Below are 15,834 nucleotides of genomic sequence, written 5' to 3'. Positions count from 1 at the left end.
GATATATCTTAACTTGAATATAAGCGCTTTCTCATAAGGAAACAATAAAAGCTATTTTCCAAAAATGGAAAATAGCTTTTTACGTTTACTCTTTTCTCATATTCATAATCATAAAAATCATCCATAGATGAAGCACTTTTTGCGAGTAATAATTCGATGACATCAATGGAACGACCTCTTTAAACAAGACACGCTCTTCAAAGAGATTACTTTGAGCGGCTTGCTCGCTGAACGTCAATAAAACTTTCTGACAGGCCGTTTTTTCAAGCAAATAGGCCTTTTTATCGATCCAGCTGCCTGTTAGATTGATCACAAAACAAATATCTGTTTCCCGCAATACTTGATCAATCAGCTGATCTTCCGCATTACGGTTTACTTCAAAAACGATATAGCCCATTTGACTAAGCAGTTCCCGCAGGAGATTAACAACCGAAAAAGAATAGCTGTTACCCAAAATCGCCACTCGTTTTTTTCGTTTCATTTCTTCTGCGATCCGTGTGCATTGGTGTTGATCAAATTGGTCAAAAATCTGTTTTTGGACCATGTACTCTCGGGCTAAAAATTGGTCAACCATTTCAGATACTTTACTCTTTGTATCGAGATTCGCTAGCATCCCTTCAAACATCGTATTTGCTAAATGGTATTCTTGTTCAAAATAAATCGTGAGGTCATTACGCATTTCTTTAAAACTAGCATAACCAAGTTTCTTACAAAATTTAGTGATACTGGCAGGGGTCGTCTGTGCAGCATAGGCGATTTCTTCAATATAGATCGCAGGAAATTCATCGATTCGCTCAATTAAAAGTTTTGTTATCAAAAAATTCAAATCGTATTTTTTGCATTTAAATAGATGTTCATTTAAACGAATGTATACTTGACTTGTCGTTTTCATAGCGACCACCTCACTTGCTTATTTACGCTGCCGGTTTCTTCTATCTTAGCATAGGCATCCATTTCTTAGAACCTTTCACTTATTGTACTTTTTAATAGAAATCAAAAAAAGAGTCCGCCTACGCGCAACTCTTCGATTCGGGTCCCCAGTTATTTCATTAACTGCTTTAACTGTTCATAAAAATTCTCATGGGTGCCACATAACAAGACTGGAATCACTTGGTCATCGATCACATCATAAGCAATACGACAGGTTGTCCCTGCATACTTAAAACCCTTCGACCAGATTCCAGCTAAATCGCCAGTTTTTTTGATCGCCGCTATACGGTTCGACAGCTATTTCATCATAAATGACATGAAGAAACTTTTGTTTCAGCGGTTTCTCCTTCAACTTTTTTAAATAATTCACTACTTGTCTAGATGGAATCACCTCATAAGCCAATTTCAGTTGCCAACTCCTCTTTGGTCATTGCTTTCCCGTCGGTAGCAGTATCCTTTGCAATTGTCTTAAATGAAGAAATCAGCTTACTCTTACGCGCTTTAAATTCGGATAAAATATCTTCGTGTTCGTATCCCTCATTAATAATATCAGTCAAGATATCTTCACTGAAATCATCGAATGGTTTTACCGGTTCAATAAATTCATACAAGATTCCATTTTCTACTAGCTTTGCTTCTACTTCCACACCATTGGGAATACCAAAGTCTTTGGGCACCGTCAACATAATGGAATTCCCTTGTTTTCTTGTTTTCGTAATCATCGTTGCACTCCTCTCTCTGTTTTTGTAATTACTCTGTAAGAACATTATATCGTAATCGAATGTAATGACAAGTAATGCCGAAACCTGAGTGTCAAATTGAGAAAATAAACCGCCTGCTACTTTACCTTATTTATTACTATCGATGCAGCAGGTGATACGGCTCATTAAACCAAAGAGCCCAATCTCCTTTTCCAGCGAAATATTGGCAAAAATACAGTATACTGGAGTTGAATGAATAAAAAGGCAGGGATACCCATGGATCTTAAAAACCGTCTGATCGCATTCGCTCAGACCTTCAATGATGTTCAGATCGACCATCCATTTGCAAAGTTTCCCGAGTACCAAGTCTTGCGGCACCGTAAAAGCGGCAAATGGTTTGGCTTGCTGATGACTGTAGAAAAGCAGAAATTAGGCCTGGAAGGAACGGGAATGATCGAGATTTTAGATGTCAAAGCAGCGCCCGAAATGGTTTCGATCATCAATCAAAGTCACGGCTATTTACCCGCTTATCACATGAATAAAAACCATTGGCTCACCGCATTACTAGATGGCTCTGTATCAGAAAAACAACTCCAATCTTTGTTACGAGACAGCTATGAACATACCCGTTAAACCCAAATATCACAAAAAACCGATCAACGATGCGCCAGTATAGGAGCACCGTTGATCGGTTTTCTTTTATAACGGATCCTGCGTCATCAGTGAGTCTAACGAAACACTTAGGCCAACTCTTCTCCGTTTGTTGCAATAACTTGTTTGTACCAATCGAAGGATTTTTTCTTGGAACGATCCATCGTGCCGTTGCCTTCGTCATCAAAGTCAACATAGATAAAGCCATAGCGTTTGCTCATTTCGCCTGTTGAAGCACTGACAAGGTCGATACAGCCCCATGGCGTGTAGCCGATCAAGTCTACGCCATCAGCAATCGCTTCCCCCATTGCTTCAATGTGGCGGCGCAAGTAATCGATACGATAGTCATCTTCGATCTTACCTTCTTCGTTAAAGGTATCAATGGCTCCTAAGCCGTTTTCCACGATAAACAACGGTTTTTGATAACGATCATACAATTCATTCAACGCGATGCGCAGCCCTTCTGGGTCGATTTGCCAGCCCCATTCACTTGCTTCTAAGAATGGATTGCGGACGCCGCCTAACAAGTTTCCTTGCACTTCATCTGCTTCTTCTGTGGTGATATCCACGGCAGAAGACATGTAGTAGCTGAAGCCAACATAGTCAACAGTATGTTCAGCGATCAAGGCTAAGTCTTCTTCGGTAATTTCAAGATCCTCTTTATTGACGCCGTGTTCTTTGTACAAACGATCCGTAAAGGATGGGTATTTTCCACGTACCTGCACGTCGGCACAGTAGTAGTTGAAGGCTTGATTATGGATCATCGTCGCCACTTGGTTGACTGGGTTCGCATCAATGCTGTAAGTCGTTGCATAAATGATCATACAACCGATCTGTAACTCTGGGTTTAATTCATGGCCGATTTTGACTGCTTTACTGCTGGCAACAAATTGGTTGTGCCACGCTTGGATCACGTTTGTAAAGTCGCTGGCACCCGTGCTGTTGACCATTCCTTGACTCAATGCAGAGAAATGGAAAGCAGAGTTGATCTCATTGAAGGTCATCCAGTATTTGACTTTGCTGTGGAACCGTTCCAAGACGACTTTTGCAAAACGCTCATAGAAATCGATCAATGCTCGATTTTTCCAGCCACCGTATTCTTTGGCTAAATGCAAAGGCATTTCATAGTGGGAGATCGTAACCACTGGCTCGATCCCGTATTTCAAACATTCATCGATCAGCGCATCGTAAAATGCTAGCCCAGCTTCGTTTGGTGTCGTTTCATCGCCTTTTGGAAAGATACGTGTCCAAGCGATAGAAAAACGATAGCTCTTGAAGCCCATCTCTGCAAACAACGCAATGTCTTCTTTGAAACGGTCATAATGGTCGATCCCGCGATGATTTGGATAAGTGTATTTGTCCTCATCGATCGTCCAATCAAACGTATCACTACCTAAAATCGCTAAACGCTGTTTGCCGCCAGGCATTGCATCCGCCACTGACAATCCTTTGCCATCGCGATCGAACGCCCCTTCTAATTGATTCGCTGCGGTCGCGCCGCCCCATAAGAAATTTTCTGGAAATTTTGCCATTTGCTCGTTCTCCTTTTGTTTTCTTTTGATAAACCTACCTAGCTGGTTACTGAAAAATCTCCGATAAAAAACAAAAAACCTAAATAAGAGCCGCTGCTAAAACGAGAATAGCGCTTTCTTATTTAGGTCTTGCCTGATCGAGTCAGTAACAATCCACGTGGGTTTTCTTTCTTTAACTATAGCACTAACTCATTGGCTTGTCATCATAAAATCGGTTTCTTTTAAACCGTTTCCCCCGTTGCATCGATACTTTCAGTTTGTGGGTGACCCTCCGCTTGCGCAGCTTCTGCTTCTGTTTTTAATTTTCCTTTATCTAAGACTTTAACAAAAGGAATGTACAGCAAGCAGCCTGCCAAAACGCAAACGACTTGTAGAACTGCGACCTGCCAGCCTCCAGCTAGAAACCCATTTAGAAAAATCGGTGTGCCAAAGGGAACTTGTACGCCACTAAGTCGTGGAACGATCCCACTCCAGATCGCTAGGTACGCCACAAGCACTTGAACCAATGGTGTTAATATGAACGGAATCGCCATGATTGGATTCAAAATCAGCGGTAAGCCAAAAATCACCGGCTCATTAATGGTGAACAATCCAGGAACGGCACTTAGGTTAGCGACTGTCCGTGATTGTTTTGATTTCGCCAACAGCAAAATAACGATAATCAATGACAATGTTCCCCCAGCCCCACCAATACCAGCAAACAAATCATAAAACGACTTGCTCAAAATATTTGGCAGCTCGGAACGAGCAACACCGCTAGCTAAAGCATCCATATTTTCCACATCCATTGGTAAGTACAAAGCGGTGACAAAGCTACCCACCACCAACGAACCATGGATACCGAAGAACCATAGCACCATTTGGATCAGTACAATAAATAGCAACGAACCGACACTAGAAGACAAGCTTTGCAGCGGCATTGCCAAGATTTGATAGATGAAATCTGAGAATGAGCCATAAGAAGTAAAACTGAATGCCCAGCTAATGACGATCGCGGTAAACCCAGAAATAATTGCTGGAATCAAACCGGCGAAGGTATCCGTCACAAATTGCGGCACGCCTGCTGGCATTTTGATGGCGATATTTTTTTCTAAAATAAAGCAGTACAAACGAGCAAAAACTAAGCCGCAGATCATAGCGGTAAACAAGCCTTGAGCGCCGAGTTTGCTCATGTCGAGGGTCGTTGTTTCCTCCAAGGTGACCATTGGCGTCATCATCAAAAAGGCAAACAACGAAACGATGCCGGCAGGGACTGCCGACTGCTTAAATTCTGTCGCTAAACGGTGACCGACAAGAAAGGAAGCGTACACTGAGATAACCCCAACGGTCATACTGTAACCGACGGAAAAATAACCGCCAATATTGATCGAGTTGATAAAATCTGTCCACCCTTGAATCGGCAAAACTGCTAACAACAAGGCGATCGAGCCAATAATGTTGATCGGCAGCGTCGCCATCAACCCGTTTGAAATTGCCTTTAAATACCGATTGTTGGAGATTTTATCTGCAAATACTAACACCTTATCCATATATTTATCCATTTTCTTTTCACTCCTTTATTTGGATGACGAACAATACATCTTCGTGACAATTGTGGGGATGGAAAACAGTGATACCATCAGTAACTGTCAGTTTTGGTTTCAAGAAACGATTGGTGTTCAAATCGATCAATGTGACGGGCGCTGTAGAAAGATCTCCTTGCAGGCGAACTGTTGTATTGCTTGGCAAGTAAAGCAAGGCATCCTTCCTTCCTGCGATAGCTGCCATACGAATCTGTTCATCTGCATCGATCAAGCGCTCTTGGCAAGGCACAAGCTCCTGAATATTTAATAATTCAAATAATTGCTTGATAAAGCCATAATCATCTGCCCCAGGAAAAGACAAAGCTTCTGGCCAAATCATCGGACGGTCAAACGCTTCCCCGATTTCTTCCGCAAAGGTTGCCGTCGGGGTTTGCCAACTCCAGATGCCGTGGGCACCGTACGTGATCCCAGCCGAGCCGCCGGCTAACAATGATTGCCATGCTGCTTTGCGGACATCTTTTTGACCAAATCGACCGTATACGTGACGGGCATAGCCCATTTGTTCATAGCAAGGTTCTGAGTTGATGATCGGCAGTTGCGGTTCTCGTTTATAAAAACGCTCTGCCAAATAATAAGGCATATTCAAAAAGGCGCTGTTATGACCTGATTGGTATAAAAATAAGTCCAAATGTTCGACGATAGGTTCAGGGATTTCTTCAAAACGTCCCTTGATATGAATCGTTTTCAAGGTATTGGGCGAATGCTTTTCAAAGAAAACTAAGGCTTCTAGATACGTATCGATGGTTGGCTGTGTTGGGAAGTCCGTATCGCCACCAATAAAGTAGATCGGATGGAAGGCATCAAACGTCTTAATCACTTTTTGATAGTAGGCCTGGCGGCAATCCTCCGGCAACACGTTGCGTTCTTTGTCCAACTGGCTAGCCCAAGTGCCAGCAACATAGTTTGACCACAAGACAACCAATGCTAAAGTAAAGCCTTTCTCATCGGCAATTTTACAAAGACGCTGAGCCCGTTCGAAATAGGCATCCTCCCAAACCGTAAAATCAAAGACGCCCGCATCAAGGGGAAACGGCAAGCAGTCAAATTGACCACGGCTGCGATCCCATTGCGGTAACACATTGATTTGAAGGGTATTGAAGCCCTGCTCTTTGCGTTTGTCTAAGTAGGTGATCCAGTCATTTTCTTGAATACTAGTAAAGGCACTCCAGCAAGTATCGGCTAAATAAAAGAAATGCTGTCCGTCTCGCAATAAGGTGCGGTTATTTTGGCTTACGGTGATTTTCACGGTGGTGCTCTCCTTTCATCGGCACAAGTTGTGCACTGGCGGTTATTAATCAATATAACTACTGAGCCAGCCTTCGCACAGCTCAAACCATTTGGCGACATGGGCATTGAGGTGACTTGACTTGCGTGCCGTTGTTCGATCCGCTAATGCCAGTCCGTGTTCGCCTTTTTCAAAAATATGCAGTTCGAATGGAATTTCTGCTTCTCTTAATTTGACTGCCAACTTCAACGAGTGCGCCACATCGACTAAGACGTCTTCCGTCGTATGCCAGAGAAACATCGGAGGTGTCCACTGATCGACATGATGCAAAATGTTCATGGATTGAATGGCTTCTTCCGTCGGTTGTTTACTCCCAAAAAAGCGCTCGTTGGCAGTTAAAGGTGTTTCGATTAGACGAGCGGCAAAGCCTAGCTCATCGATTGGGAAAGCATGCTCTTGATAAACCAATGGGTAGCCAGCGATCGCCAAATTCACTTTCAGTAAGTCACTGCTGACGCCCAACACTTCTGCCAGCTCAGCATCGTGCCAGCGCGTCGCTAACTGTAATGCTAGATGTCCGCCTGCTGAAAAACCGCAAACGATGATTTGATCCTCATCCACCAACCATTCTTGAGCATGCTCACGAATGATTTTGACGGTTTGGGCGGCTTCCATCAAGGCATTGTGGGGAACGTTTTTCACCTGATCACCGGTGGTGTACCATAAAACAACGCTATTTAGCCCGATACTATTGAATTTCAAGGCAATGACTTCCGCCTCTCGATCACTGGTAAAGGCGTAGCCGCCGCCTGGACAGACGATCACTAGCGGTCGTTTCTTGCCGACATTGTACTCTTTGGATTGGTGCAATAAATAGGTATCCACGTAAGCCGTTTGATTCAGTTGAATTCGTTGAATCTCCATATAGTTCCTCCTTTATCCTTCACTAAAAGCAGCTGACTTCTCAATGAACCGTTTCCATTTTTCATATTTCAAACGGATCACGGCCTGTTCGGCTTGCGGAACGATCGTGGTTTGCTGAATAGCTGGTTCATTCATAGTTGGATTGGCAACAAGCATTGTGCCGATGGCTGAAAATTCTTCGACTTCGCTGACGATGACGGGTTTATTGATCAAAGTCGCCAATAAGCTCATCAAGGTGCGGTTTTTCGAAACACCGCCATCGATCATTACCTGATTGATCAGTCGTTCAGCGACTTCTTCCATCACATCGATCACTGCTTTGATTTGAAAAATGATGCTTTCTAAAACGGCTTTCAACAGCTCATGAGTCGTCGTTGTGCGTTTCATGCCGACAAAGCTGGCAGTCATCGTATTATCCCAAAAAGGGGCACCCATTCCTTGCAATGCTGGGATAAAATAGATGTCTTCTTGACTGTCACTGGTCAGCACTTCTTGACAGATCTCAGCTACATCTGGCAGCGGAGCCACTTGCTCACTGAACCAGTTGATGGCGTCACCACAGGAACGGATGATGCCTTCTAGCGCAAATGCTGTTTCCTGGCTAGTTTGCCAGCCGACCGTCGTCAAAATGCGGCGATCCCGCAACGTCTGCTCCTGCTGCACTTGCATCATGATCGAACAACCGGTGCCCATCGTGATTTTTACATCCCCAAGGCTTTGACAACCTTCCCCAAATAATGCCGCTTGTGAATCGGCTAAGATCCCTTTGATAGGGATTCCGTGATAGCTACCGAAAACCGTATCAGCAGGTTGGATCGCTGGCAAGTCTGCTAAATGGATGCCAAAAAGTTTGACGAGTTCTGCATCCCAACGGCCCTCTTCAATATTGTAAAACAATGTTCGGCAAGCGTTGCTGGCTTCTGTCGCAAATACTGTCCCTTGCGTTAAATTCCACAACAGCCAGCTGTCCATCGTACCGATCGCCAACTCGCCAGTTCCCGACTTTTCCTTGATGGCCGATAATTCTTGGGCCAACCATTTCACTTTGGTGCCAGAAAAATACGGGTCTAAGCGCAAACCGGTCTTTTGATTGATCGTCCTTTCCCAGCCTTGTGCCGTCAATTCTTCACAAATCGCGGCGCTGCGGTTGCATTGCCACACGATCGCATTGTACAGGGGATTGCCAGTCAATCGATCCCAAGCAACGATCGTTTCTCGCTGATTGGTCAATGACAAGGAAACGATTTGATCTGCAGTGATCGCTTGGTCTTGAAACACTTGTGCCAGCAATTCTTGGACATTTTGCCAAATCTCGAGGGGATCATGTTCGACCCACCCGACTTTTGGATAAATTTGGCGATGTTTTTTATCGTAACGCTGCAGGATTTTCCCTTCTTGAAACAGTAAGAGCTTGGTACCGGATGTACTCTGATCTAAAACAAGCTGATAGGTCTTGTCCATCTTAAGCTCCTAGAAACGCAACCGCTGTTTTCGCTATGGAGGCACCGTCTAAGCCATAATGGGCAAACAGTTCTGCCGAAGAACCAGTAATCAAGGCTTCATCCGGAAAAGCAATGATTTTTTGTCGAATGTCCGTTTCTTCTGTCAGTGTTTCCGCCACGGCAGCTCCTAAGCCGTTGTATTGACTGTGTTCTTCCACAGTGATCACGGTGCCTGTTTCTTTCGCCACTCGTTTGACCGTTTCTGAATCAAAGGGCTTCAAGGAATGAACATTTAAAACGGTAGCAGTGATGCCTTGTTTTTCCAATAGCTCAGCAGCATCCAACGCTTGGCGCACGGCTTCGCCAGTGGCGAGCAATGCGACATCTTGACCGCTTCTCAGCTCAATGGCTTTGCCGATCTCAAAAGGATAATCTGCAGAATCATAACAATCTTCAACAGGATTGCGACCGAGACGGATATAGGCTGGTTCATTTGATGCCGCTAAGGCTTTAAACATTTGGATCGTTTCAAAGCGATCTGCTGGCAACAGCACTTGCAAATTAGGGATCGCTCGTGCCACTGCGATGTCTTGCAAGGAATGATGACTCATGCCTAATGCCCCATAGCTGACACCGCCGCTGATGCCTACGAGTTTGACATTTTTATTCGAATACGCGACATCGACTTTGATCTGCTCGATACTGCGCATGCTGAGAAAACAAGCAGGGGATGCAACGAAAGGGCGTTTGCCCATATGGGCTAAGCCGGCCGCAATACTGACGATGTTTTGCTCTGCGATCCCTACTTCCACCAATTGTGCCGGTAATTCCTCGGCAAAAAGTGCTAACGAAGCGGAACCACGAGAATCACTGGTCAACACCGTGATCGCAGGATTCTTTTTTCCTTCTTCAATCAATACGTCGCACATCGCTTGGCGATTGGCAATATTATTTTTTCCCATGAGTCAAAACCTCCATTTGCTGATCAAGTTCGGCAATGGCTTGTGCAAGCTCTTCTGCCGTTGGCACTTTATGATGCCATTGCGCTTGATTTTCGGCTGCGGAATAGCCTTTGCCTTTGATGGTTTTAGCAATGATCAGCTTCGGTTGATTGGGCTGATGCGGTTTTTCTAATGCAGCCACCAAGGCAGCCATATCATTGCCATCAACGATATGCACATCCCAACCAAAGGCACGCCATTTTTCATCTAGCGGCTCCACTGCCATCACATCTTCCGAGGCTCCAGTGATCTGCAAGCCATTGCGATCAATGATGGCGGTCAAATTGTCCAGCTGGTAGTTGGCAGCCGCCATGGCTCCTTCCCATACCGAGCCTTCTGCTAATTCGCCATCTCCCAACAACGTATAGGTTTGATACGTGCGGTGATCCAGTTTGCCTGCCAAGGCGATCCCTACTGCGACGGGTAAGCCGTGACCTAGTGAACCAGTATTCATCTCAACACCAGCTACTTTATTGTTTGGATGACCGATCAGTCTTGAACCAAATTGCGAAAAGGTGGCTAATTCTTCTTTCGGCAAAAAACCTTTGTCCGCTAAAACGGCCCATAGTACTTCTGCCGCATGTCCTTTACTTTGGATATACTGGTCACGATCTTGCTTTTGGGGGTCTTTCGCATCGACATTCATTATCCGATAATACAGGGCCACTAAAATATCGGTACAAGAAAGATCCGAACCAGTATGACCCGTTTTTGCTTGATAGATCAGCTCTAACACGGATTTTCGAATCGTTAAAGCCTTCATCTCCAGCTCGTTTATTTCCATGATTGATCCCCTCTCAAGTATGCTTTGACGTCTTCTTCGATTGGATCATAAAAATCTGGCTGCACACCGATGTATTTGCATGCTTCGTACAAGATCGGCACCACATTTTTTCTGACCGCCGCAACGTGATGAATATAAGGGCCCTCAACGAGTTTGAATTCCAAGCGATTCAAATTCGCAAATTCCAGATAGAGATAGGTCCCTTGATTGTATGGTCCATCAATCCCTTTACCAGTGCCCATCAGCAGTGAGTACTCGCCGTTGTCCCCATCAAAGCGACACAGCGTATACTCGTCTTTGATTGCCCGAAAAGCGACTGATCCTGGATAGTCAAAAACAAAATGTCGTTGCGGCAAGATCGGTTTGGTCTCTGCGGTGGAATAAGCAAAAACTCCTAAGTGCTGCAGCAATTCGCCATTCTCGTTTTCTGGATGGCGGCAGTTGACATCCGCAAAGATTGCTCGGTGTTCCCCCAACGAAGCGGCTTCGACCAACAGTTCCGAGATCGCCCCATGGACATCCGTCTCACAGACAAAAGGTAAGCCTTCTTCTTGTAACAGCGACAAGGAGGCATACGGTAAAATACCGATTTCGTCTTGTAAGGCCGTCCAACACTGGATGACCCCTGCATTGCAGCCGTAGCTTTCACATAAGTTTTGCAAAGCCACTTTAAGGGCTGCCACCATCTCCAAATCTTTCGCCGAAATTTGGACTTCCGTATTGGTTTCAAAATAATCAATGACTGCTTGCAATTTATCTGGCTGCTGTTCTTTGACTTTCTTGATTTCTTGCACCACTTCTTGGATCGGTGCTGGTGATAGCGAGATATTGAAACGCTCCAATAGTTCGCCTTCGTTGCAGATCACGGTCCAAAAATCAAAGGGGCGTGGGCCAACTTGCAAGATTCGTGTTTGTTTGAAGGTCTTGACGACATTGCAGACTTTGATAAAGTCTTGCAAGCCGCGGGCAAATTCCGGTGAATCAATATCAGAATTTTTGACATAGGTGAAAGGTACCTTGAAACGGCGCAAGACTTTCCCGATAGCGAAAAGACCGCATTGCGTATCCCGCAAACGTGAACCATCGGCGGCTGGTGTCTCGTCTTTGGGTCCCCATAATAAGACGGGAACATCTAGTTTTTTGGCTAGACGAGCACAGGCATATTCCGTTCCAAAGTTTTCATTGGCTAGAAAAAGACCGTCGATTTTTGCTGCTTTGAATTTTTCGGCGATTTTTTCAACCCCTTCATCATCGTATAGCAAGCCGTCTTCGTTGATATCTAAAATATCTACATAATCAATGGCCAGTTCGTCCATTTTTTGTCGTGTCAGATTGGCGTACTCAACGGCTGCTTCTGCACTAAATAAATTTCTTCTAGTCGGGGCGAACCCGATTGTTACTTTATCCATAAAACCACCCTTTGCGTTTTAGTATATTTAGCTAAATTTTTATTTCTTCGGCGACTCGTACTACATTTCTGCTCAGAAATTCCTCATCCGTCAGTAAAACGATTTTTTTATTAGGAAAGGCTGTTGCGACTTTCGCTTGATTGAAGCGGGTTTGAGGAGCTAAAATCAAAAAATCATAGTCATTTCCCACCATAAATATTTCCGAAAAAGGCGCGGAATTCACTTGGTAATGCTGATCATCCGCTAGTTGTTCTTTGAGCGCTTTGACGAGCAGTGCGCTGGAGAGTCCAGTTGCACAAAAGAGACCGATCTGTGTCATCTATTCACTTCCTCAAAATGTAATCCCTTACTTTTTACACCTTAAATATAGCATAAGCTAAATATTTTGCAATAGTTTTAGATAAATATTTTTGTTTAATAACTAAAAAAAAACAAAACACTTGCTAAACGTTTTGTCTTCTTCTTATTTTTTTCTTATTTGATGCTTTCGCGTTCGACGATCGTCGTGGCGACCAGCATTTTCAGATGGTTTTCATCTTCACTGGTGATTTTCTCGATCAAGCGTCGCACGGCTTGGCGACCAAGGTACACTTTATCTACTTTGACGGTGGTCAGCGGTGGGTTGCAAAATTCCGCCAAAGGAATATCATCGAACCCAACGATGGCCAACGGAAGATCGGGGAACACTTCGCGAATGGCTTTCATTGCACCGATGGCGATATTGTCATTGACCGCAAAAAAGGCGCTTGGTAACGGCCGCTGATCGGCACGCAAGGATTCCAAATAGACCTTCATGTCTTGATATGAGCCCTCCAAGGTGGGTTCTACTAAGGCTTCCGTCTCTTCATAATGGATCAGATCATGCTCTTGGATCGCTTGAATAAACCCTTGCTTGCGTTCACGGAAATTGTTGATTTGAAAGGTTGAGTTAATGATGCCAATGTCTCGGTGGCCTTTTTCGATCATCTTTTCAACGATCTCATAGGCGCTGTCACGATTATTGATGGCGACAAAATCAAAGTCCTGCGAATTAAAAATCGTATCTAAAATCACTAAGGGTACTTCCAAATGACGGAAGACTGCTAAATCTTGTTTTTCCAATTCCGTTCCTAACAATAGCAAACCATCTACTAATTCTGGGCGAATCTTTTCGATCGGGTCTTCCTCTGGCGCCAATGTGATATGGGAAATGACCAATTCATAGCCTAACGCGCTGCATTCCATTTCGATCCCCCGGATCAATTCAGAAAAGAAAGGCGTATCCCCTACGACATTTCCTTGTTTGTTCATTACAACAAATTTGATCTTTTGGCTTTCCGTTTTTTTAATTTCTCGCTGATCAAAATACCCCATCTCACGAGCGATCTTCAAGATCGCTTGCCGTTTTTGTTCACTGATCCCCTTACGATTGTTGATTGCATTAGAGACAGTTCCGCTGGAAACGCCAGCTTTTCGGGCAATATCAGAGATCACAACTTTCATTTGCTCACCGCTTTCTGCTTCTCATTCTGTTAAAAGTATAGCAAAAGAATTGTTTTTTTACTACCAAAAAAGCTAAAACAAACTAAAATTTTTAGTTTGTTTTAGCTTCTACTTTGATTAGTTACTTTGTTCCGCCAAAATGCAGAAGGACAAGGGGTCGATGGTTATTCTTGGCGCTGCTACGCCGCGAAAAGTGATCCCAGCTCCTTTGGGGTCAGCAATGATGTGCCAAGAAGCATTTTCTGTTGCCGTCGGTAAGTCAAAGGACCAGGTTTCTTCCGTGCTATTGAGTATAACGAATAAAGAACGCCATGGATGCTGTTCGTCACGATTGGGTACTTGATACGCCAAGCGATTTTCATCCTTTGTCTCATAAAAGACCATGCTTTCAGCCGTTTGGGTCGTGGCATCTCTCAATGGTGCATAGGACTGCCGCAATGCCCACAAGCCCCGATACAGCTCGCGCAACTCTTTGAAGGTTTTGGCACGTGACCAATCCAGCTGATTGACTGCCAGTGGCGAACGGAAGGAATTTTCATCGCCTTCTTTGGTACGGCCAAATTCTTCCCCAGCTTGAGTCAGCACTGCTCCTTGGCTAGTAAACAAAATGGCTGCTGCTAGTTTGTTGCGGGCTAAAAGCTCAGGATCAAAACCATAATTTCTTTCCTTCACTGAAGCCTGCATGGTTGCCACCAGTTTGTCCCATAAGGTCAAATTATCATGGACTGAGGCATAGGCGATCACTTGGCGGGGCGATTTTGCCCAGCGCTCGGCGCCTTCTTGTGCGGCAACTTTCGTATTTCCTTGAATCGCCGTTGCCAAATTTGCTGCATAAAAGGTTTGCTTGACTTGCGGTTGACCATTCATTCCTTGAATAAACGCGCCGTCTGTTTCTTCAAAGACATCGCCTTTGATACTGTCTCTTAAATCATTGCTAAAAACCGCAACGCCTTCTGACAGTGCCCAAACATTACTTTTATTTGCTGGGATATTCGGCTGAATAATTTGATTGCTGCCGGCATCCCATGGCTCGCCGTATAAAATCACATGGCTGAAGCCGGCATCATCTAGGCGTTGCCGCAACTGGTTCATGGTTTCCACATCGATCAGGCCCATCAAATCAAAACGAAAGCCGTCGATTTTGTATTCTTGCGCCCAATATAAAACTGAATCAATGATAAATTTACGCATCATTTTCCGTTCAGAAGCCACTTCATTGCCGCAAGCAGAACCGTCCGCAAAATTCCCTGCATCATCTTGACGGTAGTAATAATCAGGCACCGTCAAATTAAACCATGATTCTTCCGTGATCGCAGTGTGATTAAAGACCACATCCATCACAACGCCGATGGCTTCTTCGTGCAGCGATTGGATCATTTGCTTGCATTCACGAATCCGCGCCTTGGGATCACTAGGATCAGAAGCGTATCGTCCTTCAGGTACATTGTAATTTTTCGGATCATAGCCCCAATTGTAGGCAGACGAAGTTTCATCATTGTCAAAATCGAAGATCGGCAGCAGATGAACATAATTGATCCCCAGCTCTTTTAAATAGGCCATGCCAGTTGGTTGACTTTCATCTCCCACCAGATGGGTCTTTTTTTCAGTGAAGGCTAAATATTTTCCGCGATTTTCTGGTGAAATACCGCTGTTTTCGGCACCACTGAAATCTTCGACATGCAATTCCCAAATATAGGCATCTGTGATCGACTGCTGACCGACGCCGTGACTTTCCTGCCAACCTTCAGGATCTGTTTCCTTTAAATCAATGATCGCACCGCGGTTTCCGTTGATCCCTACTGCCTTGGCATAAAGATCCATCGCTTCTATTTTCTGCCCATCTCGTTGAAACTCAAAGGTATAAAACAGCTCCTTGACGTTTTCTTCCGTCGTGACTTGCCAACAGTTGTCTTCTTGAACCATTGGCAGCGTCAGCAGACGATCGTCAGTCCCAGCAACACCGCTTTGATAAAGCAATACTGAAACGGCCTCTGCCTCTGGTGACCAGCATTTGAACGTGGTTTGCTGTCCTTGAAAAGTCACACCAAGATCATTCCCGTGATACGTATGTTCTTCTAAAAAACCGATCCTGCGATCGATCGCAATCTTTTTTTCTCCATACTGCGTGTTTTGTCCCATCAAAATTCCTCCATTCAACGTTTCTAACTAT

The 15,834-nt window shown here is 44.4% G+C and carries 14 protein-coding genes and 1 pseudogene; 1 reads left to right on the top strand and 14 read right to left on the bottom strand.

All coding sequences use genetic code 11. From position 1 onward, the window contains the following. Positions 1–85 precede the first annotated feature (85 nt). From IGJ17_RS00355 to IGJ17_RS00345, 3 genes and pseudogenes are all read right to left on the bottom strand, one after another. The gene (locus IGJ17_RS00355; protein ID WP_008376679.1) at positions 86–892 is read right to left on the bottom strand and encodes a MurR/RpiR family transcriptional regulator; all 807 of its coding nucleotides are present in this window, start codon (positions 890–892) and stop codon (positions 86–88) included. A 149-nt stretch (positions 893–1,041) separates the two neighbouring features. Then, positions 1,042–1,333 (bottom strand): annotated as a pseudogene (locus tag IGJ17_RS00350) (type II toxin-antitoxin system RelE/ParE family toxin). Then, positions 1,323–1,652, bottom strand: coding sequence for an AbrB/MazE/SpoVT family DNA-binding domain-containing protein (locus tag IGJ17_RS00345; RefSeq protein WP_008376683.1), 330 nt, complete (start codon positions 1,650–1,652; stop codon positions 1,323–1,325). The pseudogene IGJ17_RS00350 and the gene IGJ17_RS00345 overlap by 11 nt, the downstream one beginning before the upstream one ends. A gap of 255 nt (positions 1,653–1,907) precedes the next feature. Between IGJ17_RS00345 and IGJ17_RS00340 the strand changes: the two genes are divergently transcribed. Then, positions 1,908–2,264 carry an MmcQ/YjbR family DNA-binding protein gene (locus IGJ17_RS00340; RefSeq protein ID WP_005232842.1) on the top strand — a complete coding sequence of 119 codons (357 nt, stop codon included), beginning with the start codon at positions 1,908–1,910 and terminating at the stop codon, positions 2,262–2,264. Between the two features lie 107 nt (positions 2,265–2,371). On the opposite strand, the gene IGJ17_RS00335 is transcribed toward IGJ17_RS00340, so the two are convergent. The 11 genes from IGJ17_RS00335 to pulA form a co-directional block, all read right to left on the bottom strand. Next, complete coding sequence (locus IGJ17_RS00335; protein WP_005226517.1) at positions 2,372–3,814, bottom strand: glycoside hydrolase family 1 protein; 1,443 nt, start codon at positions 3,812–3,814, stop codon at positions 2,372–2,374. A gap of 221 nt (positions 3,815–4,035) precedes the next feature. Next, positions 4,036–5,355 carry a PTS sugar transporter subunit IIC gene (locus IGJ17_RS00330; protein WP_016611642.1) on the bottom strand — a complete coding sequence of 440 codons (1,320 nt, stop codon included), beginning with the start codon at positions 5,353–5,355 and terminating at the stop codon, positions 4,036–4,038. A 7-nt stretch (positions 5,356–5,362) separates the two neighbouring features. Then, the gene (locus IGJ17_RS00325; RefSeq protein ID WP_086372494.1) at positions 5,363–6,643 is read right to left on the bottom strand and encodes a DUF4038 domain-containing protein; all 1,281 of its coding nucleotides are present in this window, start codon (positions 6,641–6,643) and stop codon (positions 5,363–5,365) included. A 45-nt stretch (positions 6,644–6,688) separates the two neighbouring features. Then, positions 6,689–7,546 carry an alpha/beta hydrolase gene (locus tag IGJ17_RS00320; RefSeq protein WP_061053532.1) on the bottom strand — a complete coding sequence of 286 codons (858 nt, stop codon included), beginning with the start codon at positions 7,544–7,546 and terminating at the stop codon, positions 6,689–6,691. Positions 7,547–7,558: 12 nt separating this feature from the next. Continuing rightward, positions 7,559–9,007, bottom strand: coding sequence for an FGGY family carbohydrate kinase (locus IGJ17_RS00315; protein WP_142437328.1), 1,449 nt, complete (start codon positions 9,005–9,007; stop codon positions 7,559–7,561). A 1-nt stretch (position 9,008) separates the two neighbouring features. Further along, positions 9,009–9,950: a transketolase family protein gene (locus IGJ17_RS00310; protein WP_429961007.1), complete on the bottom strand. Its 942-nt coding sequence runs from the start codon at positions 9,948–9,950 to the stop codon at positions 9,009–9,011. After that, positions 9,937–10,773 (bottom strand): transketolase, encoded by an 837-nt coding sequence (locus IGJ17_RS00305; protein ID WP_005231740.1) that lies wholly within the window; start codon positions 10,771–10,773, stop codon positions 9,937–9,939. The genes IGJ17_RS00310 and IGJ17_RS00305 overlap by 14 nt, the downstream gene beginning before the upstream one ends. Continuing rightward, the gene (locus tag IGJ17_RS00300; protein WP_142437330.1) at positions 10,764–12,182 is read right to left on the bottom strand and encodes an L-fucose/L-arabinose isomerase family protein; all 1,419 of its coding nucleotides are present in this window, start codon (positions 12,180–12,182) and stop codon (positions 10,764–10,766) included. Before IGJ17_RS00300 ends, IGJ17_RS00305 begins: the two co-directional genes overlap by 10 nt. 31 nt (positions 12,183–12,213) lie before the next feature. Further along, positions 12,214–12,501, bottom strand: coding sequence for a PTS cellbiose transporter subunit IIB (locus IGJ17_RS00295; protein ID WP_142437331.1), 288 nt, complete (start codon positions 12,499–12,501; stop codon positions 12,214–12,216). Between the two features lie 155 nt (positions 12,502–12,656). After that, entirely contained in the window at positions 12,657–13,664 is a 1,008-nt protein-coding gene (locus IGJ17_RS00290; RefSeq protein WP_142437332.1) for a LacI family DNA-binding transcriptional regulator, read from the bottom strand. 117 nt (positions 13,665–13,781) lie between these two features. Then, positions 13,782–15,803 carry a type I pullulanase gene (gene pulA, locus IGJ17_RS00285; RefSeq protein ID WP_008376710.1) on the bottom strand — a complete coding sequence of 674 codons (2,022 nt, stop codon included), beginning with the start codon at positions 15,801–15,803 and terminating at the stop codon, positions 13,782–13,784. Positions 15,804–15,834 lie beyond the last annotated feature (31 nt).

Origin of the sequence: Enterococcus sp. DIV1096b (assembly GCF_050498765.1) — a bacterium.
In the GTDB taxonomy this organism is placed as follows: domain Bacteria; phylum Bacillota; class Bacilli; order Lactobacillales; family Enterococcaceae; genus Enterococcus_D; species Enterococcus_D entomosocium.
Note: the sequence above shows the minus strand (reverse complement) of the source record. Positions and strands in the feature narration are given on the sequence as shown.

Bases quoted from the DNA above. Each gene is read 5' to 3' on its own strand.
- IGJ17_RS00355 (WP_008376679.1), bottom strand. From the start codon at position 892: ATGAAAACGACAAGTCAAGTATACATTCGTTTAAATGAACATCTATTT.
- IGJ17_RS00345 (WP_008376683.1), bottom strand. From the start codon at position 1,652: ATGATTACGAAAACAAGAAAACAAGGGAATTCCATTATGTTGACGGTG.
- IGJ17_RS00340 (WP_005232842.1), top strand. From the start codon at position 1,908: ATGGATCTTAAAAACCGTCTGATCGCATTCGCTCAGACCTTCAATGAT.
- IGJ17_RS00335 (WP_005226517.1), bottom strand. From the start codon at position 3,814: ATGGCAAAATTTCCAGAAAATTTCTTATGGGGCGGCGCGACCGCAGCG.
- IGJ17_RS00330 (WP_016611642.1), bottom strand. From the start codon at position 5,355: ATGGATAAATATATGGATAAGGTGTTAGTATTTGCAGATAAAATCTCC.
- IGJ17_RS00320 (WP_061053532.1), bottom strand. From the start codon at position 7,546: ATGGAGATTCAACGAATTCAACTGAATCAAACGGCTTACGTGGATACC.
- IGJ17_RS00315 (WP_142437328.1), bottom strand. From the start codon at position 9,007: ATGGACAAGACCTATCAGCTTGTTTTAGATCAGAGTACATCCGGTACC.
- IGJ17_RS00310 (WP_429961007.1), bottom strand. From the start codon at position 9,950: ATGGGAAAAAATAATATTGCCAATCGCCAAGCGATGTGCGACGTATTG.
- IGJ17_RS00305 (WP_005231740.1), bottom strand. From the start codon at position 10,773: ATGGAAATAAACGAGCTGGAGATGAAGGCTTTAACGATTCGAAAATCC.
- IGJ17_RS00300 (WP_142437330.1), bottom strand. From the start codon at position 12,182: ATGGATAAAGTAACAATCGGGTTCGCCCCGACTAGAAGAAATTTATTT.
- IGJ17_RS00295 (WP_142437331.1), bottom strand. From the start codon at position 12,501: ATGACACAGATCGGTCTCTTTTGTGCAACTGGACTCTCCAGCGCACTG.
- IGJ17_RS00290 (WP_142437332.1), bottom strand. From the start codon at position 13,664: ATGAAAGTTGTGATCTCTGATATTGCCCGAAAAGCTGGCGTTTCCAGC.
- pulA (WP_008376710.1), bottom strand. From the start codon at position 15,803: ATGGGACAAAACACGCAGTATGGAGAAAAAAAGATTGCGATCGATCGC.